The organism is Bradyrhizobium sp. USDA 4501, assembly GCF_054062115.1.
The window spans coordinates 7423479-7447895 of record NZ_JBSSEX010000001.1; the positions used below are offsets into that span (position 1 = coordinate 7423479).

Sequence of the window (24417 nt, forward strand, 5' to 3'; positions counted from 1 at the left end):
GATCAGACCCGCTCAATATCCTTGGTGCCGAACAGGCCGTACGGCTTGATCATCAGGATGATGATCAGGACGTAGAACGGCGCGATCTCGTAGAGATTGCCCCAGTGCAGGTACTGGCTGTCGACATACTGGGCGACGTTTTCCAGCAGCCCGATGATGATGCCGCCGAGCACGGCGCCGCCGACCGAGTCGAGCCCGCCCAGGATCGCGGCCGGAAACACCTTGATGCCGTAGGCGGAGAGGCCGGACGACACGCCGTTGACCACGGCGACCACGACACCGGCGACCGCCGAGACGGTGGCCGAGATCGCCCACGCCATCGCGAACACGTTCTTGACGGAAATGCCGAGCGACTGCGCGACCTGCTGGTTGAAGGCGGTGGCGCGCATCGCAAGGCCGTATTTGGAGGCGCGGAAGAACCAGGCCATGCCGACCATCATGGCGAGCGAGACCACGAGGCTCATGACATAGACGGTCTGGATCTGCAGTCCGAACAGGCTGACCGACTGGCTCTGGAACACGCGCGGGAACGGCTGCGGGTTGACGCCGAAGATCCACTTCAGCGCGGCCTGGAACACCGTCGACAGGCCGATCGTCACCATGATCACGGAGATGATGGGCTCGCCGATCATCGGACGCAGGATCACGACCTGGATCGCGATCCCGAAGATGAACATGAAGACCAGCGTGATTGGCATGCCGACCCAGAACGGCACCTGATACTTCGTCAGCAGCGCCCAGCACACCCAGGCGCCGACCAGCAGCAATTCGCCCTGCGCGAAGTTCACGACCTGCGTCGCCTTGTAGATCAGCACGAACGACATCGCGACCACGCCGTAAAGCGTGCCGACCACGAGGCCGTTGACGATCAACTGGATCAGGAACTGGGCGTTCATGGGGTACGGTCGCTCCGGACTGCGGCGCCAGCACCCTCTCCCCTTGCGGGAGAGGGTGGCTTCGCAAAGCGAAGCCGGGTGAGGGGTTGTCTCCGCATCGGGATCGTGGAGAGGGTACCCCTCACCCAAGCGAGTTCGTGTCGACTAACGGTGTAGCCCTCTCCCACAAGGGGAGAGGGCACATTCATGAGCACCGCGTTCTGGTCGCGCAACACAGTCATTCCGCGGCCTCCGCGATCACGGCGCGGCCGAGGTCGACGACCTCGAGCGTGGTGCGGACGCGCTGGATCGAGCCGTCCTGGAAGCGGATCACGGTGTCGACGGGGATAGTGGCCTTGCCGCGGTAGATCGCATCGATGATGTCGGCGTATTTCTCGTTGATCACGCCGCGGCGGACTTTTCGGGTCCGGGTCAGCTCGCCGTCATCGGCATCGAGCTCCTTGTAGAGCAGCAAAAAGCGCGAGATGCGTTGCGCCGGCGGCAGGGTGGCATTGACGGTCTCGACCTCATTCTTGAGCAGCGCATAGACTTCGGGCCGCGAGGACAGGTCGGTGTAGGTCGTGAACGAGATCCGGTTCTTCTCCGCCCATTTCGAGATGATCGAGTAGCGGATGCAAATCATCGCCGCGAGCGCGTCGCGGCCGGCGCCGAGCACGACCGCCTCGGCGACATAGGGCGAAAACTTCAGCTTGTTCTCGATATATTGCGGCGAGAAGCGTTCGCCGCGCGAGGTCTTGGCGAGATCCTTGATGCGGTCGATCACGACAAGCTGCCGGTTGTCGTTGTAGTAGCCGGCATCGCCCGAATGCATCCAGCCGTCCTTGATGTCGGCGACCGATGCTTCGGGGTTCTTGTAATAGCCGTGGAACATGTTCGGATGCCGCACCACGATCTCGCCGACGCCGTTGACGTCGGCATTGTCGATGCGGATCTCGATGCTGTCGGCCATCGGCACGCCGGTGGTGTCGGGATCGACCTTGCCTTCGGGATGCAGCGTGTAGGCGCCGAGCAGCTCGGTCTGGCCGTATAGCGTGCGCAGCGGCACGCCCATCGCCTGGAAGAACTTGAAGGTATCCGGCCCGAGCGCCGCGCCGCCGGTCGCCGCCGAGCGCAGCCGCGTGAAGCCGAGCCGGTCGCGCAGCGCACGGAACAAGAGCTGGTCGGCGAACACAGAACGCTTGCCCTCGGCGAGCGCCGCAAGGCCGGTCCTCATACCGAGGTCATAGAGCCGCTGCTTGACCGGCGAGGCGTCCATCACCCCGGCGCGGACGTCCGCCGCGATCGATTCCCAGACCCGCGGCGCGAACAGCACGAAGGTCGGCGCGATCTCGCGGAAGTCGTGCATCATGGTGTCGGGCTCTTCGACGAAGTTGACCTTCATCCGGGAGAGCAACCCTTTGCCCAGCGCGTAGATCTGTTCCATGATCCAGGGCAGCGGCAGCACCGAAACATATTCGTCGTCCGGCCCCTTCGGATCGAAGGCGAGATAGGTCGCGCAGTGCCGCAGCACGCGTCCGGCCGAGAGCATCGCAAGCTTCGGATTGGCTGTCGTGCCCGAGGTGGTGCAGAGGATCGCGACGTCCTCGCCATCAGTGGCATCGACCAGCCGCTCGTAGAGCCCAGGCTCGCGCTCGGCGCGGTCGCGGCCCAGCGCCACGAGCTTGCTCGCCTCCATCAATCGCGGATCGTCGTATTTGCGCATGCCGCGCGGGTCGGAATAGACGATGTACTTGAGGTGGGGCACGCGATCGGCCAGGCCGAGCATCTTGTCGACCTGTTCCTCGTCCTCGGCGAAGACCAGCTTGGCCTCGCCATAGGTCAGGAGGTAGGCGGCTTCCTCGTCGAGCACGTCGCGGTAAAGGCCGAGGCTCATCGCGCCAATCGCGTGGGCCGCGATCTCGGCGGCGACCCAGTCCGGCCGGTTGTCGCCGATAATGCCGATCACGTCGCCGCGGCCAAGCCCGAGCTCGACCATGCCGAGCGCGAAATCATGGGTGCGGGTCTGGTAGTCGTTCCAGGTGAATTCGCGCCACAACCCGAAATCCTTCTCGCGCAGCGCGATCTCCTGGCCGTGTTCCTTCGCGTTCAGGCGCAGCATCTTGGGAAAGGTGTCGGCCTGCGCGGCGCGACCGGCATAGTCCATCATGCGGCGCTCTCCCGCACCGCCGGCTTGTCGTCGGGATCGACCAGCGCCTCGTCCTCTTCGCCGAGATAGGCGCGCTTGACATGGGGATCGGCGAGCACGGTGGCCGGATCGCCCTCGGCGATCTTGCGGCCGAAGTCGAGCACCATGACGCGGTGGGAGATGTCCATCACGACGCCCATGTCGTGCTCGATCATCATCACCGTCATGCCGAACTCTTCGTTGAGATCGACGATGTAGCGCGCCATGTCTTCCTTCTCTTCGAAGTTCATGCCGGCCATCGGCTCGTCGAGCAGGATCAGTTGCGGCTCGAGCGCCATCGCGCGGGCGAGCTCGACGCGCTTGCGCAGGCCGTAGGGCAGAGTGCCGGCGGTTGCCTTGCGCACCGATTGCAGATCGAGGAAGTCGATGATCTCCTCCACCTTGCGGCGGTGCTCCAGCTCCTCGCGGCGCGCGCCGGTCAGCCAGTACAGCGATCCCGTGATGAAGTTGTTCTTCAGGAGGTGATGGCGGCCGACCATAATGTTGTCGAGCACGCTCATGTGGTGGAACAGCGCGAGATTCTGGAAGGTCCGGCCGATGCCGAGCCGGGGCCGCGCGTTCGGGTTGAGGCCGGTAATGTCCTGGCCGCGATAGAACAGCTGGCCTTCGGTCGGCCGGTAGCGGCCGGAGATACAGTTGACGATCGAGGTCTTGCCGGCGCCGTTCGGGCCGATGATGGAGAACAGCTCGCCCTCGTTGACGCCGAAGCTCACTTCGGTCAGCGCGCGGACGCCGCCAAAGCGCAATGAGACTCCGCGCACCTCGAGACTATTAGCCACCCTGTTCCCTCCAGATACGGGCGCTTTGGCGCGCTCTTTATCTTCGCTTCGATCTTACTCTTCGATCTTACATGGGCCGCCGAAGGGAGACCATCCGACTAATGATGCCTGCGTTCGGGAGATCGCTTGACCCGATCGCCTGCGTCATGCGCGGTAACGCCGCACCCGCCTGCAAGCCCGTCTCTCGCGTCGTCCGCCTTCAGCGATCCATCAAGGAGCTGCGCGACGTTACGCGAGGTGGCTCTGAATACGAGAAAGCGATAGGTTGAATTGTCATGTGCCCGACATTTAGTCAGGAATTTTCGCTGGCATTCCAGGCCTCGGGTCCCTGGCTTCGCGCACGGCGTTGCTGCGGTGCAATATCGTTGCAGTATCTTGGGGAGGACGCCGTCGCTAGCATGATAGCTGCTGATTACCTGAGGCACATCGCGGCCTGGTCGCGCGAACTGAGCGAGCAAGAAATCGAAATCGCGCGCGCCGGCATTTCCGAAAAATCCTATCGCGCCAATGAATTCATCTTCATGCGCGGCGACAATTTTCAGTACTGGACCGGCATCGTCACCGGGCTGGCGCGCATGGGCATCGTCTCGCGCGGCGGCAAGGCGGCGAGTTTCGCGGGTCTCACCGCAGGCGCGTGGTTCGGCGAGGGGACCGTGCTCAAAAATGAGCCCAGGCGCTACGATGTGGTCGCACTGCGCGACACGCGACTGGCGATGATGGATCGCCGGACCTTCGTCTGGCTGTTCGAGAACAGTGTCGGCTTCAACCGGTTCCTGGTCGGCTCGCTCAATGAGCGGCTCGGCCAGTTCATTGCGCTGCTCGAATATGGCCGCACGCTGGATGCCACCGCGCGGCTGGCGCGCTCGATCGCCTCGCTGTTCAATCCGATTCTCTACCCCGACCTCACCCTGCACCTGGAGATCACCCAGGAGGAGATCGGGGCGCTGTCGGGGATCTCTCGGCAGAACGCCAACCAGTGCCTGAAGCGGCTGGAGCGCGAGGGGCTGTTGCGGCTCGACTATGGCGGGGTGACCATCCTCAACCTCGACCGGTTGCGCCACTACGGGGAATGATGGGATCCAGGCCGCATTTAACCATTTTCGGGGGCGCTGAAGCCCCGATTCAGCAATTGTGATGTTAGACTTGGAGCAGGCCGGATGCTACAGACCGGCCTCGTCGGCGCGCTGTTTGCGCGATCTCTGGAGATGACATGGCAGTTAAGGATTCGGCGGCTCAGGACTCGAAGCGGCGCGTTGCGTTGATCACCGGCGTCACCGGGCAGGACGGCGCGTATCTCGCCGAATATCTGCTCGGCCTCGGTTATACCGTGCACGGGCTCAAGCGTCGCTCGTCCTCACTCAACACCGCGCGTGTCGACCATCTCTACCAGGATCCGCATGTCGGCAACGTCCCGTTCCTGATGCACTATGGCGACATGACCGATTCGACCAATCTGATCCGCCTGGTGCAGCAGATCCGGCCGACCGAGATCTACAACCTCGCGGCGCAAAGCCACGTCCAGGTCAGTTTCGAGAGCCCGGAATACACCGCCAACGCCGACGCGATCGGCGTGCTGCGGCTGCTGGAGGCGATTCGCATCCTCGGCATGGAAAAGGAAACGCGGTTCTACCAGGCCTCGACCTCGGAGCTTTACGGGCTCGTGCAAGAGGTGCCGCAGAAGGAGACCACGCCATTCTATCCGCGCTCGCCCTATGGCGTCGCCAAGCTCTACGGCTACTGGATCACGGTGAACTACCGTGAGGCCTATGGCATGTTCGCCAGCAACGGCATCCTGTTCAACCATGAGAGCCCGATCCGCGGCGAGACTTTCGTGACGCGCAAGATCACCCGCGCCGTTGCCCGCATCGAGGTCGGCCTCGAGAACAAGCTCTATCTCGGCAATCTCGACGCCAAGCGCGACTGGGGCCACGCCCGCGACTATGTCGAGGGCATGCACAGGATCCTGCAAGTCGACGAGCCCGGCGACTTCGTGCTCGCGACCGGCGAGACGCGGTCGGTCCGCGAGTTCGTCGAGCTGGCGTTTGCCGAGGTCGGCCGCAGCATCGAATGGCGCGGCAAGGGCGTCGAGGAGGTCGGTATCGACAAGGCGTCCGGCAACACCCTGGTACAGATTGATCCGACCTATTTCCGCCCGACCGAGGTCGATCTTCTGATCGGCGACGCCAGCAAGGCGCGCGCCAAGCTCGGCTGGGCGCCGAAGACGCCGTTCGCGCAGCTGGTGAAGGAAATGGTCGCCAGCGATCTCGTCGAGGCCAGGCAGGACGCGGCCAATGGCAAGCACGGCGTTTGAGCTGAAGGACAAGACGGTCTTCGTTGCCGGCCATCGCGGCATGGTCGGCTCGGCGCTGATGCGCCGGCTGGCGCGCGAGGAGGCCGACCTTCTGACGGTGTCGCGCAGCGAGGTCGATCTGCGCGACCAAACCGCGGTCAACGCATGGTTTGCCGCGAAGCGGCCGCAGGCCGTATTCCTCGCCGCCGCAAAGGTCGGCGGCATCGTCGCCAACAACACGCTGCGGGCGGAATTCCTCTACGACAATCTGGCGATCTCGAGCAACGTGATCCAGGCGGCGCACGCCAATGGCTGCGAGAAGCTGATGTTCTTCGGCTCGTCCTGCATCTATCCGCGCCTGGCGCCACAGCCGCTGCGCGAGGATTCGATGTTGACCGGCCCGCTCGAGCCAACCAACGAGCCCTATGCCATCGCCAAGATCGCCGGCATCAAGATGGCCGAGGCCTATCGCAGCCAGTACGGCGCCGATTTCATCAGCGTGATGCCGACCAATCTCTACGGCCCCGGCGACAATTATCACCCCGAATACAGCCACGTCGTCGCCGCGCTGATCCGCCGCTTCCACGAGGCCAAGGTTTCGGGCGCCGGCAACGTCGCGGTGTGGGGCACCGGCACGCCGCGCCGCGAATTCCTCTATGTCGACGATCTCGCCGACGCCTGCATCCATCTGATGAAGACCTATTCATCGCCCGAACTGGTCAATATCGGCACCGGCGAGGACATCACCATCGCCGAGTTCGCGCGCGTCGTCGCGGCCGCTGTCGGCTATCGCGGCGAGATCAGCTTCGACACGTCGCGCCCGGACGGCACGCCGCGCAAGCTGCTCGACGTCGGCCGGCTGGCCAGGCTCGGCTGGCGCGCCACCACCTCGCTCGAGGATGGCATCGCCCTCGCGTACCAGGCCTATCTGCGCGAGACGAAGTGACGCGGTGAACCTCCCGCCCTCCGACTGAGAATATCTGTCGGCTTGGCGACGCCGCGCGGCTAGGATGCGCGTGCCCAAGCGTGCCGCAAGAGCCGCCAGTGCGTCGGAGGAGACATCATGAAGGTTCTACGCCGCCAGTTCCTGCAACTTGCAGCCGCTACGGCTGCGTTGCCGCTCACATTTGGGAAAGCGTTTGCCGAGGCCTATCCGGCGCGGCCGGTTCGTCTCGTGATCGGCTATACGCCCGGCGGTTCGGCGGACCTGACGGCGCGCCTGATGGGGCAGTGGCTGTCGGAAAAGCTCGGGCAATCCTTCATTGTCGAGAACCGGCCGGGCGGCGGGACCAACATCGCCACCGAGCAGGCGCTGCGCGCGGCGCCCGATGGCTACACGCTGCTGCTGGTCGCGCCGGCCAATGCGATCAATGCGACGCTCTACCAGAAGCTGCCGTTCGATTTCATGCGCGAGATGGAGCCAATCGCGGGCATCATTCGCTTTCCCAACGTCGTGGTGGTGCACCCCTCGCTGCCGATCAAGTCGATTCCCGAATTGATCGCCTATGCAAAGGCCAATCCCGGCAAGCTCAACATGGCGTCCTCAGGCAACGGTTCGACGATCCACATGTCGGGCGAACTGTTCAAGATGCTGACCGGCATCAACATGCAGCACGTGCCCTACCGGGGCGGCGCGCCGGCGCTCACCGATATGCTGTCCGGCGTGATGCAGGTGATGTTTGACAATCTTCCGACCTGCGCCGAGCACGTCAAATCCGGCAAGCTGCGCGGACTTGCGGTCACCAGCACGACCCGTTCGGACGTGCTTCCGGACCTGCCGCCGGTCGCCGACTTCCTGCCGGGCTACGAGGCCAGCGCCTGGTACGGCCTCGCGGCGCCGAAGAACACGCCGCCTGAAATCGTCGACAGGCTCAATAAGGCCGTCAATGAAATCCTCGCCGATCCCAAGGCCAAGGCGCGGTTTACCGAGATCGGCGCGATCATGCTGCCGGGCTCGGCTGCCGACTTCGGCAAACTAGTGGCCGACGAGACCGAGAAGTGGGGCAAGGTGGTCAAGTTCGCCGGTGCCAAAGTGGACTAAAGCGCGATGAGATTCGGTCGAATCGTCATCGCACTTTAACTTGTTGTTTAAGCATGGTCTTCCCGGAAAACCGCTTCCCACTTCTCCGGATCATGCTTTAGCTTCGCGCCGTCGCGCGCGGTGGATTTTTTGAAAGCGCCGCCGCCATCGCCGATATCAGCGGCCGCATGAAGAAGGCGTCTTCGGCCGGGTAGATGTCGGTGCGCAGGCCTTGGGACTTGAGTTCGTCCGATACCGCCGGTCCGACCGACGCGATCGGCGTACGCTCGAACCCCTCGCGTAACCTGTCCTCGCAACCGCGCGCCCGTGCCACCTCGATCAGGCGGCGGACCTGGCCGAGATTGGTCAGAGCGATCGCGTCGATGCGGCCCTGCGCCATCTCCTCGATCGCGGTGACGATGTTGGCGTCGGCGGCCTGCGCGTCATAGACATAGGGCAGCACCGTATCGACCTCGGCGCCCTGTGCCTTGATCGCGCCGATCAGGCTGGCGTGATCCTTGTCGGGATAGAGCTGCAGGCCGAGCCGATGGCCAGTCAGGTCGAGCTTCGACAGCATCTCGGCGACGCCTTCCGAGGTTGGCTTCTCGGTCGTCATTTGCGGTTCCAGGCCGATCTCGCGCAGTGCCCGGCCGGGTTTGGGGCCGCGAGCGAATTTGCGCGCCTTGGCGAGGCTATCGCCGAACTCCCGCTCGACGCCGATCCGGCCCACGACTTTCATCAGCCGGCGCAGGCCTTCGCCGGTCATCAGCACGAGGTCGTCGAGCGGCCGTTCGATGGCGCGGCGAATCCAGGCCACGATCGGCGCCGGATCAGGCGCATCGTGGATGGTGAACATCGGGCATTGCAGCACGTCGGCGCCCTGTTCGGTGAGCAGGCGGGAAAACTGCGCCTCCTCGCGCGTCTCGAGGATCAGGATGCGGTAGCCGTTCAGCCGTTCAGCCATGATGGACCCTAACAAACATTGTCGTCATTTGTTCGATTTGACCCCGGCGCCGGGATTGGCGCAAGGCCGCCTGCGGTGTAGACGAGGGCCGAAAATGACCGTTCCATCAATCTGCTCAAGCTTTGGTCAATTGGCATGCCCGACCATCAGTTCGTTTTGACCCTGTCCTGTCCGGACCGTCCAGGGATCGTCTCGGCGGTCTCGACGTTTCTCGCCCATAACGGCCAGAACATCCTGGACGCCCAGCAGTTCGATGACGTGGAGACCGGCAAGTTCTTCATGCGCGTGGTGTTTACCGCGGCCGACCTCGCGGTCGAGCTCGCGGCGCTGCAGACCGGCTTTGCCGCGATCGCCGAACGTTTCGGGATGGAATGGCAGATGCGCGATCGCGCCAGCCGCCGCCGGGTGATGCTATTGGTGTCGAAGTCCGATCACTGCCTGGTCGACATCCTCTACCGCTGGCGTACCGGCGAACTCGAAATGATCCCGACCGCGATCGTCTCCAACCATCCGCGCGAGACCTATGGCTCGCTCGATTTCGGCGATATCCCGTTCTATCATCTGCCGGTGACGAAGGGGACCAAGCGGCAGCAGGAAGACGCGGTGTGGAAGCTGGCCCAGGACACCAAGACCGATCTCGTGGTGCTGGCCCGCTACATGCAGATCCTGTCGGACGAGATGTCGGCGCGGCTGTCAGGCCGCTGCATCAACATCCATCATTCCTTCCTGCCGGGCTTCAAGGGCGCCAGGCCCTACCACCAGGCCCATGAGCGCGGCGTCAAGCTGATCGGCGCCACCGCGCATTACGTCACGTGCGACCTCGACGAAGGCCCGATCATCGATCAGGACGTCGAGCGCATCAGCCATCGCGACACGCCTGAGGATCTCGTGCGCAAGGGGCGCGACATCGAGCGCCGGGTGCTGGCGCGCGCGATCCGCTACCATCTCGCCGATCGCGTCATCCTCAACGGACGCAAGACCGTGGTGTTCGTGGACTGATCCGCGTTCACTCCGGTTGTCGCGCTTTGACGGCTAGGGTGTCGCCCTGCATCGAGGTGCTGCATGAAACTCATTCACATGAGCGACATCCATCTGACGACGCCGGGGAGCACGATCTTTGGCCGTGATCCCATGCAAGAACTTCGAGCGCGCTGGATCAGGTGCTTGCCGATCACCGCGACGCCGAGCTGATGGTGATCTCGGCGATCTTTCGGGTATCGGCGAGCTCGCTGACTATCACTTGCCGCGCGAACGCCTGAACGGGTTCTCAATCCCGGTGCGGCTCTGCATCGGCAATCATGATCATCGCGAGAGGTGTCTCAGCGTGTTTCCCGCGCCGACGCGGACGAGTTCGCGCAAGGCGTTCACGACACCTCGTTCGGCCGCTGCCTGCTGCTTGACACCTACGACCTGCAGACGGCCGCCGGCAGCTTTTGCCCGGCGCGGCAGGCCTGGCTGGAACACCAGCTATCGGAGCATGACGGCCCGTTCTTCCTGGTCATGCATCACAATCTATTCCCGACCCGCATCGCGCCGGCGGACCGGATCGGCCTGCTCGATGATGCAGGTTCCGATCAATCGTCACGAAGCACCGGAGCAAGATCAGGCACATCTTCTTCGGTCACCGCCACATCGTGCCGGGCGGTTCGGTGCGGGCGTTCCCATGACCCTCGCTGCGCCGAACCACGACGGCTATTCAGTATTCGCTGAGGTGCTGACCGTCGCCGATCTGCCGGATTCCTACGGGGTGCGTTCGTCGGCGACGACTACGTCACTGTCCACACGGTGGAGTTCGGCTACCGCGGCGAAATCATCCGCGAGGATGGCTCCAGCTAGTCTGTCGGGCTGTCGCTATCCCTGTGCACGGCACAACCCGGTGCCTGTCCTATCCGGCCGTACGCTCAGTGGGCAGCATCCTGCGGTGGCGTTGCCGGCTTGGGATCATCGCCGCGCTCGGCCGCAGGCATCAGGCGCTTGCGCTCCCGCTCCTGCATGTACTTGTCGTATTCGGGGGTACCTGCCCGCGGCGGCGCGTCGGCGGGCAGGCCGCCGGCCCAGGCCGGAATGTAGTCGGCCATGCCGGCCGAGAGCTTCCGGTTCACGGTGCCGCATCCTCCGAGCGTACAGGCCGCAAACGCGAGGGCAGTCAGGACAGAGATAGGGCGCGAGAAGATCGACATGTGAGGCAGGATACAGCCCTGGTCTTTATGGATGATGATCTTGGCGCGACCGTTCGGCTGCAATTGTGCTTGTTTGTTGACATCGCGGCGCTGTTTGTACGATCGTACAAATGATCGGGACCGCCAAGGTGCTCTGGTGCCGCGTGATCGGTTCTTGGGCATGAGTTTCGTGGCGTTCTTGGTATTTTAGTACCACTTTCTTAGTTGGATCCGATCGCGTCCCGCGCGACACACATCCATCGTCCGATTGACAGAGGGCACGGGGAGACGCCTTGTCGCGTTGCGGCTTGGCGGTGACATGGTTGGGTTAAGATAAGCCAACAACCGGAACTAATGCTCAGCGCCGAAGATCAGAAGGGGGAGGGGGATGTCGATGTTCAATCGTCGCAAAATGTTGCTGTGGGGCGCCGCTTCCGCCGTGCTTCCCGGGTTGTGCGCCAGCGTGCCGGCGTGGGCGGACGACGCCGTCAAGATCGGGCTGATCCTGCCGATGACCGGCGGTCAGGCGTCGACCGGCAAGCAGATCGATAACGCCATCAAGCTCTACATGCAGCAGAAGGGCGACACCGTCGCCGGCAAGAAGATCGAGATCATCCTGAAGGACGACACCGCGGTGCCGGACAACACCAAGCGGCTCGCGCAGGAACTGATCGTCAACGACAAGGTCAATTTCATCGCCGGCTTCGGCGTGACGCCCGCGGCGCTCGCCGCGGCGCCGCTGGCGACGCAGGCCAAGATCCCGGAAGTCGTGATGGCGGCCGGCACCTCCATCATCACCGAGCGTTCGCCCTATATCGTGCGTACCAGCTTCACGCTGGCGCAGTCCTCCACCATCATCGGCGACTGGGCGGTGAAGAACGGCATCAAGAAGGTCGCGACGCTGACCTCCGACTACGCGCCCGGCAACGATGCGCTGACCTTCTTCAAGCAGCACTTCACCGCCGGCGGCGGCGAGATCGTCGAAGAGGTCAAGGTCCCGCTCGCCAATCCGGACTTCGCGCCGTTCCTGCAGCGCATGAAGGATTCCAAGCCCGACGCGATGTTCGTATTCGTGCCGGCCGGGCAGGGCGGCAACTTCATGAAGCAATATGCCGAGCGCGGGCTTGACAAGAGCGGCATCAGGGTGATCGGACCGGGCGACGTCATGGACGACGATCTGCTCAACAACATGGGCGATGCCGCGCTCGGCGCGGTGACGGCGCATCTCTATTCGGCGGCGCATCCGTCCGCGATGAACAAGGAGTTCGTCGCCGCCTACAAGAAGGCGTTCGGCAACCGCCCGGGCTTCATGGCGGTCAGCGGCTATGACGGCATCCATCTGATCTACGAGGCGCTGAAGAAGACCAATGGTGCGACCGACGGCGACAAGCTGATCGAGGCGATGAAGGGCATGAAGTGGGAGAGCCCGCGCGGCCTGATTTCGATCGATCCGGAAACCCGCGACATCGTGCAGAACATCTATATCCGCAAGGTCGAGAAGGTCGACGGCGAGCTCTACAATGTCGAGTTCGCGACCTTCGAGGCCGTCAAGGATTCCGGCAAGACCAAGAAATAGCATCGTCATCGGCGGCGTGCGCTCACGGCCCTCACCACGTCATGCCCGGCCAAAAGCGCGAAGCGCGTCTTCGTGCAGGTGTGCCGGGGGATCCATGTCTTTTTTCCCGGCGAGCAGAAAGACGTGGATGGCCGGGACAGGCCCGGCCATGACGATGACCTTGACGTTCGAGCTGTTGTTCTTGTTGCATCCTCACGGCTAAGCTGACTCCATGGCCTCTATCCTCACCAACCTGTTCGACGGCGTCGCCTACGGCATGCTGCTGTTCGTGCTCGCCTGCGGGCTTGCGGTGACGCTCGGGTTGATGAATTTCGTCAACCTCGCGCATGGCGCCTTCGCGATGGCCGGCGGCTATATCTGCGCCGTGCTGGTGAATAATTCCGGCTGGCCGTTCTTCGCAGGCCTGCCGCTCGCCTTTGTCGGCAGCGCCGTCATCGGCATTGCGCTGGAGCGCACGCTGTACCGCCATCTCTACAGCCGCAGCCATCTCGATCAGGTGCTGTTCTCGGTCGGTCTGGTGTTCATGTCGGTCGCGGCGGTCGACTACATCATGGGATCGTCGCGGGTCTTCATCAAGCTGCCGGCGGCGCTGGAAGGCCAGATCGACCTGTTCGGCGTCGGCATCGGCCGTTACCGGCTGATGATCGTCGTGATCTGCGGCCTGCTCACGCTGGCGCTGCAATTGATCCTCGCCAAGACCCGGTTCGGCAGCCGGCTGCGCGCCGCGGTCGACGATCCGCGCGCTGCGATCGGGCTCGGCATCAACGTGCCGCAGGTGTTCGCCTTCACCTTTGCGTTCGGCTGCGGCCTCGCAGGTCTCGGCGGTGCGCTGAGCGCGGAGATCCTCGGGCTCGATCCGTATTTCCCGCTGAAATTCATGATCTACTTCCTGATCGTCGTCACCGTCGGGGGCTCGTCCTCGATCACCGGACCGTTCCTGGCGTCGCTGCTGCTTGGCATCGCCGATGTCGCCGGCAAGTATTACGTGCCGAAGCTCGGTCCCTTCGTGATCTACACTGTCATGATCGTGATCCTGCTCTGGCGTCCGAACGGCCTGTTCGGCCGTACCGCGGCACGGTGAGGCGGTCATGACGGCGCTATCAGACGTTTCCACTCACGCGATGGCCAGCGCGCGCTGGCGGGTCAGCGAGGTCGCGTTCTGGGCGCTGGCGCTCGCCTGCGCCTTCCTGTTCCCGTCGCGCTATTTGATCATGACCGATATCGTGCGGCTCGGCCTGTTCGCGCTGTCGCTCGACCTGATCCTCGGCTACGCCGGCATCGTCTCGCTCGGCCACGCGGCCTTCTTCGGCGTCGGCGCCTATTCGGCCGGCTTGCTGGCGCTGCACGGCATCATCAACGAGCCCGTGATCGCACTGGTCGCCGCCGGCCTGGTTGCGGCGGTGCTCGGCTTCCTGACCAGCTTTCTCGTCATCCGCGGCGTCGACCTGACGCGGCTGATGGTGACGCTCGGCATCGCCCTGCTGCTGGAAGCGCTCGCCGAACGCTTCTCCAACATCACCGGCGGCACCGACGGGCTGCAGGGCATCGAGATGCAGCCGATCCTCGGTCTGTTCACCTTCGACATGTTCGGCAAGACCGGGTTCTTCTACTCGCTGATCGTGCTGTTCATCCTGTTCCTGCTCGCGCGACGCGTGGTGCATTCGCCGTTCGGCCTGTCGCTGCGCGCGATCAAGAACAATCCGCTGCGCGCGGCCGCGATCGGCGTGCCGGTCAACCGTCGCCTGATCGCGGTCTATACGCTCGCCGCGTTCTATGCCGGGATCGCCGGCGCGCTGTTTACCCAGATCACGGCGCTCGCCTCGCTCGACGTGTTCTCCTTCGAGCGTTCCGCCGACCTGATGCTGGTGCTGGTGATCGGCGGCACCGGCTATCTCTATGGCGGCCTGATCGGCGCCGTCGTGTTCAAGATGCTGCAGGAGCTGTTTCAGAGCATCACCCCGCAATACTGGCTGTTCTGGATCGGCCTCGTGCTGGTCGTGATCGTGCTGGTCGGCCGCGCGCGCATCCATCGCTGGGTGCTGTTCGTGCCCAACCTGATCATCCGCCAGTTCGCCGGCCGCAAGGCCGCCGTTGCCGTGCCGGAGAACGACGCGTCATGACGATCGCGCTGGAAACACGTGGCCTCGAAAAATCCTTCGGCGCCCTTCGCGTCACCCGCGATCTCTCGCTCAAGGTGATGCAGGGGGCCCGCCACGCGCTGATCGGGCCGAACGGCGCGGGCAAGACCACCGTCATCAATCAGCTGACCGGCGTGCTGACGCCGAACAGCGGGCGCATCCTGCTCGAAGGCAGCGACATCACCGGCCTGTCCGTCCACAAGCGGGTGCTGCGCGGGCTGTCGCGCACGTTCCAGATCAACCAGCTCTATCCCGACCTGACCCCGCTCGAAACCATCGGGCTTGCGGTCTCCGAACGGATGGGCCGCGGCGGCGACTGGTGGCGGCGGATGGGAACGCGGAGCGACGTCAACACCGAGATCGCCGAGATCCTGTCGCGCTTCCATCTGCTCGACGTGATGACGGAGCTCACCTCGACCTTGCCCTATGGCAAGCAGCGCCTGCTCGAGATCGCGGTCGCGATCGCCGCCAAGCCGCGGGTGCTGCTGCTCGACGAGCCCGCGGCCGGCGTGCCCGAGAGCGAGCGCCACGATATCCTGGCGGCGGTGGCGGCATTGCCGCGCGACGTCACGGTGCTGCTGATCGAGCACGACATGGACCTCGTGTTTTCCTTCGCCGACCGCATCTCGGTGCTGGTCAATGGCGGCCTGCTCACCGAGGGTGCCCCCGATGAGGTCGCGCGCGATCCGCAGGTGAGGGCGGTCTATCTCGGCGAGGCCGCCGATGCCTGAGCTTCTTTCCATCCAGGGCCTGCGTGCCGGATACGGCGAGGCGGTGGTGCTGCCCGACATGTCGCTGGCGCTTGCGGAGGGTCAGGTGCTCGCGCTGCTCGGCCGCAACGGTACCGGCAAGACCACGCTGATCAATTCGATCGTCGGCATCGTCAGGCGCCTCAGTGGCAGCTTCGCGCTCGCAGGCCGCGACATCACGGCGATGCGGGCCGACCAGCGCGCCCGCGCCGGGATCGGCTGGGTGCCGCAAGAGCGCAACATCTTCCGCTCGCTGACGGTGGAAGAGAACATGACCGCGGTGGCGCAGCCCGGGCCGTGGACAGTCGAGCGGGTATACGAGATGTTTCCGCGGCTGCAGGAGCGGCGGCGCAATTTCGGCAACCAGCTGTCCGGTGGCGAGCAGCAGATGCTGGCGATCGGCCGCGCGCTGACCCTGAATCCGAAAGTGCTGCTGCTCGACGAGCCGACCGAAGGCCTCGCGCCGATCATCGTTGAGGAATTGTTAAAGGCGATCGGAACCATCACGCGCTCGGGTGGCATCTGCTCGATCATCGTCGAGCAGAACGCGCAAAAGATTCTGGGGCTGGCCGACCGCGTTGTGATATTGGAACGCGGCACGATCGTGCACGATGCCGCAAGCAGCGCGCTAAAAGCCGATCCCTCCGTCCTCGAGCGCCACCTCGGCGTCTCTGGGGCCAAGGCACATTAGAAACGTCCGGGAGTTGACCATGCAGCGAACCAAGCCTCCGTTCCGCGCCGACGAGGTCGGCAGTCTGTTGCGGCCGCCGAAGATCAAGGAGGCTCGCGCCAGATTGGAAAAGAGCGAGATTTCCGCCGACGAGCTGCGCAAGGTGGAGGACATGGAGATCGAGAAGGTCGTGCACAAGCAGGCCTCGGTCGGCCTGAAGCTTGCGACCGACGGCGAGTTCCGCCGCTCCTGGTGGCACTTCGATTTCCTCAGCCATCTGACCGGCTGCGAGCTGTTCCATCCCGACATCGGCATCCAGTTCGCGGGCGTGCAGACCCGGCACGACGCCATCAGGGTGACCGGCAAGCTGGATTTCTCCGATCACCACCCGATGCTCGATCACTTCCGCTTCCTGAAGAAGTACGCCGACCAAGCGCATGTCACGCCGAAGATGACGATCCCCTCGCCGGCGGTGCTGCATTTCCGCGGCGGCCGCAAGCTGATCTCGAAGGCGGTCTATCCGGACCTCGAGGAATTCTATCAGGACCTCGGCAAGACCTATCGCAAGGCGGTCAGGGCGTTCTACGATGCCGGTTGCCGCTATTTGCAATTCGACGACACGGTGTGGGCCTATCTGTGCTCGCAGGAGGAATTGCAGAAGTCGCGCGACCGCGGCGACAATCCCGAGGGCCTGCAGGAGATCTACGCCCGGGTCATCAACTACGCGATCGCCGACCGTCCGTCCGACATGGTGATCACGACCCATGTCTGCCGCGGCAATTTCCGTTCGACCTGGATCTCCTCCGGCGGCTACGAGCCGGTCGCCGAGACGCTGCTCGCCGGCACCAATTACGACGGCTATTTCCTCGAATATGATTCCGACCGCGCCGGCGGCTTCGAGCCGCTGCGCTTCCTGCCCAAGGGCAACAAGGTCGTGGTGGTCGGCGTCATCACCTCGAAGTTCGGCGAGCTCGAGAAGAAGGACGCCATCAAGCGGCGGCTGGAGGAAGCATCCAGATTCGCCCCGATCGAGCAGCTCGCGGTGTCGCCGCAGTGCGGCTTTGCCTCGACCGAGGAAGGCAACATCCTCTCCGAGGAAGAGCAGTGGGCCAAGCTGCGGCTCGCCGTCGAGGTCGCGAGCGAGGTCTGGGGCAAGTGACGCGTAAGCGCTGTCAGTGCTCGGCGAGATAGACCTCGCCGAGCAGCGAGGAGTTCGACCACGGCACCTGCTTGCCCTTGGTCGCAGCGACGACCTCGGCGCGGACCCGCGTCAGCATCTGTTGCACCTCGAGGCCGGGCGTGCCGACATGGCGGGACAGCGCCGCCGAGAACGGGCTATTGGCGCCTTCGCCATCGAGCGCCACCTGGCCCGGCGCGGTCGCGAACGCGATCAGCGTGCCGGCGCCGAGCGTCGAGCCTGATCCGAGCGAGGCGGGCGCGGCAAGGCCGGATCCGGCCTCGATGCCGCGGCTTGGGCCCGCGGATGCCACCTGCGGCGCCATCGGATTGTTGCGGCAGGCATCGAGGATCAGGATGTTGGTGCGGATCTGATCGTCGAGACCGGCCATGATCACATCCATATCGACCATCGCGTCGGTCACGCGTCCGCCGGCCCTGAACGCGATATCGACCGGCACGAGATAGTTGCGGCCATCGACCTGCACGCCGTGGCCGGCATAGTAGACCACGGCGATCTGCGACCGCGCCGCATCGCGCAGAAAATCGTTGATCGTCTTCTGCATAGTGTTGCGATCGAGATCGAGACCCTCCGAGACGGTGAAGCCGATGTCGCGCAGGCTCTTGGCGATGGCGCGCGCATCGTTGGGCGGATTGGGCAGCGCCTTCACATGCGCATAGGCGCCGTTCCCGATCACCAGCGCGACGCGCCGGCCGGTCGCCGCCGCCTGCGCCCGTGTGGCTGGCGGGGCCGGTGCCGTGACGGAAGCCGCAGGCGGCGCGGCTGGGCTGCTCTCGGCGACAGGCGCAGCCGCAGCCTTACGCGGCGCTGCGTCGGCCTGCCTCAGCAGCGCGAGCCGCACCTTGGCGGTGGCCTGGTTAGCCTTGCTGCCGGCGTCGGAGGCCACGCCCTCGAGCACCGAGGCGTAGTCGTCCTTGGCGTGGGTGGCGTCGCCCTTGGCCTCATAGGCGAGGCCGCGCTGAGTATAGGCCGAGATCAGTACGCTGCCCGGCGGCGTCATGATGTTGACGGGCGCTTTCGCCTTGGCGAGCCGGATCGCCTCCGACGTGTCCGCAATCGCACGCGCGATATCGCCCTGGGCGCGCCAGACTACGGCCCGGCTGATCAGCGGCTGCGGCAGCGACGGATCGATGCTGACGGCCTCGTTGATGTCGGCAAGCGCGCCGTCGAGATCGCCGAGCGCCTGCTTCGAGGAGCCACGGTTTTGGTAGGAGAAGGCCGATTTCGGAAGGGCCTTGATCGCGGCGTCGTAGTTGGCGATCGCCTTCGCATAGTCGCCCTTGCTGCGATAGGCGTTGCCGCGATTGTGGAAGATGATGCCGCTCGGCGGCCCCATGCGCAGCGCATCGTTGAAGTCGGCGATCGCGAGGTCGTACTCGCCCTTGTCGAAATAGGCCGAGCCGCGCAGATTGTAGACGGCGGTGCTGGGTTTGAGCCGCAGCGCCTCGGTGGCGTCCGATATGACCTGTGCGTAATTGCCCTTCTTGTTCCAGCCGACCGCGCGCCAGAAATAGATGGTCGCGAGCTTCTCGCCGGGAAATACCTTCAGCGCGATGATCTTGGTGCAGGCGTCGATCATCTGGTCGGCCGGCGTGGTCTCGGTCGTGCAGAGCGGGCCGAGCTGGGAGCGCGCCTGGGCGAAGCAGGGCGCCGACCACAGCATGGCGGCAAGCACGCAGGGGATCAGGAGCAGGCGGCGCATCGGTCATCCAGGGGATAGAGCCGTCACGGCGATCGGCGACGGCGCGGCGGTCCAGGCAGCGGTCATGACTGTTTGGTGATCGGGCAGCGAAGCGGGTTCAATGGGTGGGAACACGGACGTGGCAATCGATATCCGCGCCGCGCGGAAGCCTTCCGTTCCCAATGATGGGACGTTTGCGGCGGGTAAGCGCTGGAGCTACCTTACGCTGCGAACCGGCAAAATATTACCGCCTGGCTGCCGGCCACGGCTCCGCCTTCGTGACGTAGAGCCAATACGGCATCCCAAAGCCGGCATGTAGCTGGCCCCATTGTTTCACGTCGAGATGCCATACCTCAATGTCGCGACGTTCAACGACCTCCGCTGGCACGATATACAAGGGCTCGCCAATTACGTCCTTCTCCAGGCGCGGAGCAAACACGAAGCCAAAGGGTAAGGGGGGCATGATGGGGTGGATTAGATCCTGAAAGTGCTCGACCCCGCTTTGGGCGATGATGGCCGCGAAGTCCGAAAGATGAATGGACGGAATCTCGTTGCGAAGAGGTTGGCCGTCATCGACGACGAGGAAGCCAGACATCCGACGGCCGCCGAAGACAAAGGTCTCGTTCGGCAGTTGCGATAGGTTTGCGCCTTCCTGTTTGCCCGGGCGCAAGGCGATAGGCTGCCCAAGGGACGCAAACGAAAAGCATTGCCGCCGCAGCCAACCCGACCAATCCGTTCCGGGGCAATCGAGAGTGCGCCGCGGGCTCGGTCAATGACCCGACCCGGCTACTCATTCCCAGCGCAAAGAACAGCGCTATCATCGGCTGACTGGCAGCGAGAGCTCGTGCACCGTCATCGAAGTAAATGAATGCGGACGATGCCACGATGCTCGCCCAGAGAAGGGCCCAGAATGTGAGTTCGACAGCTTTCGTTCGTCGTATGGCGCCGTACAATAGGCCGGCGATACATATCGCCGTCAGCACGTTCTGAGCGAGCCAATCAGGCTGGACGACCCATCCGTAGCCTCTCCAGAGCAGGCCAGGAAACGTCGTGGCGAATTCCACGACGCTCTCGCCCAGTCGTCGGAAGAGAACACCAGGGTTCGCGCGGAAATGCGTCCAGGCGGCGGAGTAAAGTTGCCGGACCATGGCTTCTTCGGTGCCCACAATAGGCTTACCTTCCGCGGCGAGCTCCTTGAGGCAACCGTCCCAGGTCGTCCCCATCGAAAGGCCACAGAGTACGTAGGCAAAATTGCCAGTCGTCATTGAACCGGGGCCGGCCGCATAGACCCGTGGTAGCACCGAATTCAATCCGAGAACGCCGAGTAGAATGCAGAATGCTGCCAGGCCAATCCTGAGCTTTGCTTTGGCGTCCCGTCCGAATTGCCAGACCAGCCAGACCACCAGAGCAGGAAGCGTGAACATGCTCCCCATTCGCGTCATCAATGCTATGGCTGTCATCGCAAATGCGACCAGCGCGGCGCTGACAGAGCGATCGTGGAAGGCCTTGAGGAAGAACGGGATCGACAGCAGCGCCCAGAACAATCCGAGCGGCTCGGTGAGCGTCGTCGGCACGAAGTACCGGCTGTAGATATAGGCCAGCGCAAAGAAGGCTATTCCAGCCCAGACGCCGCGCCACTTCATGATCGCATGGGTCGCGAAACAAATCGCACCTGCCAGCAGGCAAGCTTGCAGGATCAGCATTTGCTGCAATGAAAGGTTGCCAAAAATCAGCAGAACCGACCTGAAAGCCGCAGCCAAGGGCCGCCGAAGGGCGAACCAACTCCACGTCCCATTGGTCACCTGACCGAAGGCGGACGCCAAGTAACCGTTTGCGTCTGAAAACGGAAGCAGGCCGCCAAGGCTCGTGGTGTTGGGATCGTTTGGCCTGACGATTCCCGCCCACATGGAGCTAATACAATAAATGTAGGCACATGCCACGATCGGAAGCCCGCACCAGGTGAGTAGCCGTCGCGAGAATTGTTCGTATGACCTGATGAGCGACTGTTGCAATGCGTTCGAGCCCATCGACCATGTCGTGGCGGCTCCGAGCCCAGCCAGCATCAAGAGCGGGTACGCGAGATATGGCTCGTTGTTGGCCGCCCACCCGGCGATTGGCGACCAACGAATGAGCGCGGTCGTTGGCAGCGCGTAGCCCATCATCAAGGCATAGAGACTGGTAAGCGCGAACACCGCCGAGGCAGCCAATGCGGTGCCGCACAGCCCAGCCAAGATCCAGTAAGGGGCTCTTAAGGCAACGGCCATCGACTGTTTTCCAAACCGCTTCGCGAACGATCCGAGCGGACCGGAGTACGCGTAACAGCCTAGCAGGGCTGTCAAAATCGCAAGGGCGGCGGTCAACCAGCTTCTCGGTCGAACACTGTACCGGAGTGTCACTGTCGCGGTCGCATCGTTCTTCACGTCAGGGGGAAGCGCGAAGATCACGCGATCCCCCCAATGGCTGAAGCCGGTCGTCGTGCCCGATCGAATGATTTCGTGAAGGGTGTGCGGGGGACCCATCCTGCGGCCGTCGATGCGCAGCTCGAGGAAGGACTGAAGGGGTTTCTCGCCGCTGTCGCCGAGCAGTGGTTGGCGCCACCATGGAGCGGGCGGTTCCTGCGGAACGCCCAGGATGAGGGAGGCCTGCGGCGGATTCGTCTCCGGTCCGAATGGGCCGGAAAATTCGAACTCCTTCTGCCTAATGCCGAGCTGGAGCGCGAGCGCTGCCAGCGTCAGGAGGGCGAGTAGCCAGAATACCGATCTCGCAGCGATCGACTTCCAGCCGCTGACATGGCGGGTAGAACCTGGCTCCACCGCAGCTCCGGTCCTCCCCAGAAGGTGCTGCATCCTATACGCGCTCCACCACGACGATCATTCGGAACGCGAGGTGCCTTCGAACAGGCGCTGGCACCATCCTTTCGAACCGTAGCGTCGGGCTGACCAGAGCCGCTGGAATCAATGACCACCTCTGAAATCCGCCGCTCATGGGATAGGCAAACAGGCTGTGCCAGTCCACGCTGCGCACACGCAGCGAGGGAACGGTCTGTTCCACGCGCCGACGCGCCGGCTCCGTGGCAAACAGCAGCGTTGGAATGGCCTGATTTGCGTCGAACGGGTCGCGATTGGGATCGATCGGCACCGGAGCGAATGGATCGGCCTTCATATCCACCGGCTCTTCGTGAAAGTGGTCGTAGAACCGGCGCGCCAGCGTCGTCATCGCGGGCTCGATCATCACCAGCCGTCCGCCTGGTTTCAGCACGCGTGACGCTTCGTTGAGGAATTCGATCGGGCGCTCCAGATGATGCAAGACGTCGAGCATCACCACGCCGCCAAATACGCTGTTCTGGAATGGCAGTCGGTGAGCGTCGGCCACGACATCGATGCCGGGAAAGCGCAGGATGTCGACGGAGACGACGTCCGGGCGAGTTTGCTTGATATGAGCGGTGCCTCCGCCGATATCGAGAATTGCACCCTCCGGACAGTTCTCAAAGAGCTGCCGATGGTAGTCCTGGTACAGAAGGCGTATCGCCTCCTTTGTTTCCCACACTTCGCGGTGGACGATCTGGCGCTGGTTCAAGCCGGCTGGATTGTCTGTCACGGCTCACCGATCATACAGCTTTGAGCTTGCGATAGGCGAATACGACCATCTTCAGTAGCAGCCAGCCGTCGCGAAAGCGCGAAATCTGAGTCTGGCCGAACGTGCGGGCCTTGTAGTGAATGGGCGTTTCGATCAGCTTCAGATTTTGCTTCACCGCACCGAAGATCAGGTCGAAGTCACCGAACGGATCGAAATTGCCAAAATAGGATCGCTCGCGCGCCAGCACCTCGTAGTCCTTTCGCAGCAGGACCTTGGTACCGCACAAGGTGTCGGTCAATCGCGTGTTAGTCAGATAGCTGAAGATGTAGGCGAAGCATCGATTGGCAATCAGGTTGAGCGGCCGCATCGCTTCGTTTTCCATCGGATAGATGAGGCGGCTGCCATTGACGAATTCAGCTTTGCCGCTTTCGATCACAGCATGGTACTTTGGTAACGCCTCGGGCGGCATGGTCAGGTCCGCATCGAGAATCATCAGGACGTCCTGCTTGGCTGCCGCAAAGCCTTTTCGTACGGCGTCACCTTTGCCCTTGCCGTCCTGCTTCAGCACCGTGATGTCCCAAACGCCCCGATAGGCGTCGCGAACCCGCTCGCACTCCTCGAAGGTGCCGTCACTTGAGTTGCCCTCGACGAAGATGATCTCTTGCGCGCTGCCGAACCTGGGCATGCGCTTGATGGCGCTCTCGATGTTGCCACGTTCGTTGCGGCAAGGAATGAGGATGCTCGCCGAGAGCTTCCGGTCGGCAAACTGCCGTATGGGGCGCCCAACAAAATATGTCCGCAAGCAAAGATTGCGGATGCCCGGCAGCGGCGCGATGAACCGGTTGATGAAAGGCCCCAGCCCGAGCCACCGCCGCGGCAGCAATTGCCTTTGCTCGTGCCTGATGACCTCAAGGTCGGCAAGATCCATCAGATTAAGGAAGTCCGAGGTGGCGATATAATTGATCTTCGGCTGCCGGCTCTTCAGTCTGAGCATTTCTCCGATCTTGAGGATCGGTTCCCAGAGGGGGGAATAATAGGAAATCACCAGTCGCGTCGATGGTGAGCAGATCCTCTGGATCAGCCCAAGCGTTCCATCGATGTCGTCGAACATCCCGATCGTGTCCGCGATGACAATGTAGTCGAACGGACCTTCGATCGCGTCGAACGTTTGCGGATCTTCCACGTCGCCTTCATGAAATTGCAGATTGGGGAATCGTTCGCGCGCCCGCGTGATCGCCGCCTGGCTGAAGTCGACGCCCACTCCATAAGAAGGCTCAAGCGCGGCGAGCAGCTCGCCGCGGCCGCAACCCAGTTCAAGCACACGCTTCCCAGGAGGAATTAGAAAGCGCATGTACTGAAGGTCTTCGGCATAGTAGGCCGAATTGATCTTCCGCCAGCGCTCCTGTTCCTCAAGCGTGGCCTCGATGCGCTCCAGGAATTCGCGCTTACGGTTGCTGAGCGGCCGCGGCTCGCTGGACAAAGTCGCCGCTGTGTTCGCCTGGGATGAATAAGAAGCCAATGCAATCTCCGACAGTC

The 24417-nt window shown here is 63.4% G+C and carries 21 protein-coding genes; 11 read left to right on the top strand and 10 right to left on the bottom strand.

The genetic code is table 11. The features are described from left to right. Positions 1–2: 2 nt before the first annotated feature. From ACVWZM_RS34240 to ACVWZM_RS34250, 3 genes are all read right to left on the bottom strand, one after another. Positions 3–896 carry a branched-chain amino acid ABC transporter permease gene (locus ACVWZM_RS34240; protein WP_456855685.1) on the bottom strand — a complete coding sequence of 298 codons (894 nt, stop codon included), beginning with the start codon at positions 894–896 and terminating at the stop codon, positions 3–5. A gap of 217 nt (positions 897–1113) precedes the next feature. Next, complete coding sequence (locus tag ACVWZM_RS34245; protein WP_456855686.1) at positions 1114–3042, bottom strand: AMP-binding protein; 1929 nt, start codon at positions 3040–3042, stop codon at positions 1114–1116. Next, positions 3039–3860, bottom strand: a complete 822-nt coding sequence (locus ACVWZM_RS34250; protein ID WP_028338338.1) for an ABC transporter ATP-binding protein — start codon at positions 3858–3860, stop codon at positions 3039–3041. Before ACVWZM_RS34250 ends, ACVWZM_RS34245 begins: the two co-directional genes overlap by 4 nt. 398 nt (positions 3861–4258) lie before the next feature. On the opposite strand from ACVWZM_RS34250, the gene ACVWZM_RS34255 reads away from it, so the two are divergent. From ACVWZM_RS34255 to ACVWZM_RS34270, 4 genes are all read left to right on the top strand, one after another. Next, a complete protein-coding gene (locus ACVWZM_RS34255; RefSeq protein WP_028338337.1) occupies positions 4259–4933 on the top strand; it encodes a Crp/Fnr family transcriptional regulator in 675 nt (224 codons plus the stop codon). A gap of 137 nt (positions 4934–5070) precedes the next feature. Beyond that, positions 5071–6171 (top strand): GDP-mannose 4,6-dehydratase, encoded by a 1101-nt coding sequence (gmd, locus tag ACVWZM_RS34260; RefSeq protein WP_411782425.1) that lies wholly within the window; start codon positions 5071–5073, stop codon positions 6169–6171. Continuing rightward, complete coding sequence (fcl, locus tag ACVWZM_RS34265; RefSeq protein ID WP_301322305.1) at positions 6152–7096, top strand: GDP-L-fucose synthase; 945 nt, start codon at positions 6152–6154, stop codon at positions 7094–7096. The genes gmd and fcl overlap by 20 nt, the downstream gene beginning before the upstream one ends. A 117-nt stretch (positions 7097–7213) precedes the next feature. Further along, positions 7214–8191 carry a tripartite tricarboxylate transporter substrate binding protein gene (locus ACVWZM_RS34270; protein WP_456855687.1) on the top strand — a complete coding sequence of 326 codons (978 nt, stop codon included), beginning with the start codon at positions 7214–7216 and terminating at the stop codon, positions 8189–8191. A 97-nt stretch (positions 8192–8288) separates the two neighbouring features. Here the strand turns inward: ACVWZM_RS34270 and ACVWZM_RS34275 are convergent, their stop codons facing one another. Beyond that, the gene (locus ACVWZM_RS34275; protein ID WP_456855688.1) at positions 8289–9134 is read right to left on the bottom strand and encodes a uroporphyrinogen-III synthase; all 846 of its coding nucleotides are present in this window, start codon (positions 9132–9134) and stop codon (positions 8289–8291) included. Positions 9135–9269: 135 nt separating this feature from the next. Here ACVWZM_RS34275 and purU point away from each other — a divergent pair, with 135 nt between their 5' ends. Further along, positions 9270–10133: a formyltetrahydrofolate deformylase gene (gene purU / locus ACVWZM_RS34280; protein ID WP_456855689.1), complete on the top strand. Its 864-nt coding sequence runs from the start codon at positions 9270–9272 to the stop codon at positions 10131–10133. Positions 10134–11035: 902 nt separating this feature from the next. On the opposite strand, the gene ACVWZM_RS34285 is transcribed toward purU, so the two are convergent. Further along, positions 11036–11314: a hypothetical protein gene (locus ACVWZM_RS34285; RefSeq protein WP_229161380.1), complete on the bottom strand. Its 279-nt coding sequence runs from the start codon at positions 11312–11314 to the stop codon at positions 11036–11038. A 373-nt stretch (positions 11315–11687) separates the two neighbouring features. Between ACVWZM_RS34285 and ACVWZM_RS34290 the strand changes: the two genes are divergently transcribed. The 6 genes from ACVWZM_RS34290 to ACVWZM_RS34315 all read left to right on the top strand — a co-directional run bounded on the left by ACVWZM_RS34290 (position 11688) and on the right by ACVWZM_RS34315 (position 17585). Then, positions 11688–12869: an ABC transporter substrate-binding protein gene (locus tag ACVWZM_RS34290; protein WP_456855690.1), complete on the top strand. Its 1182-nt coding sequence runs from the start codon at positions 11688–11690 to the stop codon at positions 12867–12869. Positions 12870–13080: 211 nt separating this feature from the next. Beyond that, the gene (locus ACVWZM_RS34295; protein ID WP_456855691.1) at positions 13081–13950 is read left to right on the top strand and encodes a branched-chain amino acid ABC transporter permease; all 870 of its coding nucleotides are present in this window, start codon (positions 13081–13083) and stop codon (positions 13948–13950) included. A 7-nt stretch (positions 13951–13957) separates the two neighbouring features. Beyond that, positions 13958–14989 (top strand): branched-chain amino acid ABC transporter permease, encoded by a 1032-nt coding sequence (locus ACVWZM_RS34300; RefSeq protein ID WP_456855692.1) that lies wholly within the window; start codon positions 13958–13960, stop codon positions 14987–14989. After that, positions 14986–15738, top strand: coding sequence for an ABC transporter ATP-binding protein (locus ACVWZM_RS34305; protein ID WP_050384609.1), 753 nt, complete (start codon positions 14986–14988; stop codon positions 15736–15738). The genes ACVWZM_RS34300 and ACVWZM_RS34305 overlap by 4 nt, the downstream gene beginning before the upstream one ends. Next, entirely contained in the window at positions 15731–16447 is a 717-nt protein-coding gene (locus ACVWZM_RS34310) for an ABC transporter ATP-binding protein (RefSeq protein ID WP_057016729.1), read from the top strand. Before ACVWZM_RS34305 ends, ACVWZM_RS34310 begins: the two co-directional genes overlap by 8 nt. 19 nt (positions 16448–16466) lie before the next feature. After that, positions 16467–17585 (top strand): cobalamin-independent methionine synthase II family protein, encoded by a 1119-nt coding sequence (locus tag ACVWZM_RS34315; protein ID WP_253589815.1) that lies wholly within the window; start codon positions 16467–16469, stop codon positions 17583–17585. Between the two features lie 13 nt (positions 17586–17598). Here the strand turns inward: ACVWZM_RS34315 and ACVWZM_RS34320 are convergent, their stop codons facing one another. The 5 genes from ACVWZM_RS34320 to ACVWZM_RS34340 form a co-directional block, all read right to left on the bottom strand. Then, complete coding sequence (locus ACVWZM_RS34320) at positions 17599–19326, bottom strand: caspase family protein (protein ID WP_456855693.1); 1728 nt, start codon at positions 19324–19326, stop codon at positions 17599–17601. Between the two features lie 223 nt (positions 19327–19549). Next, on the bottom strand, positions 19550–19900 hold the full coding sequence (locus ACVWZM_RS34325) for a hypothetical protein (RefSeq protein ID WP_456855694.1): 351 nt from the start codon (positions 19898–19900) through the stop codon (positions 19550–19552). Continuing rightward, positions 19875–22151 carry a hypothetical protein gene (locus tag ACVWZM_RS34330; protein ID WP_456855695.1) on the bottom strand — a complete coding sequence of 759 codons (2277 nt, stop codon included), beginning with the start codon at positions 22149–22151 and terminating at the stop codon, positions 19875–19877. Before ACVWZM_RS34330 ends, ACVWZM_RS34325 begins: the two co-directional genes overlap by 26 nt. A gap of 1 nt (position 22152) precedes the next feature. Next, positions 22153–22902: a class I SAM-dependent methyltransferase gene (locus tag ACVWZM_RS34335; protein WP_028338321.1), complete on the bottom strand. Its 750-nt coding sequence runs from the start codon at positions 22900–22902 to the stop codon at positions 22153–22155. A gap of 10 nt (positions 22903–22912) precedes the next feature. Next, entirely contained in the window at positions 22913–24400 is a 1488-nt protein-coding gene (locus tag ACVWZM_RS34340; RefSeq protein WP_249168185.1) for a glycosyltransferase, read from the bottom strand. Positions 24401–24417 lie beyond the last annotated feature (17 nt).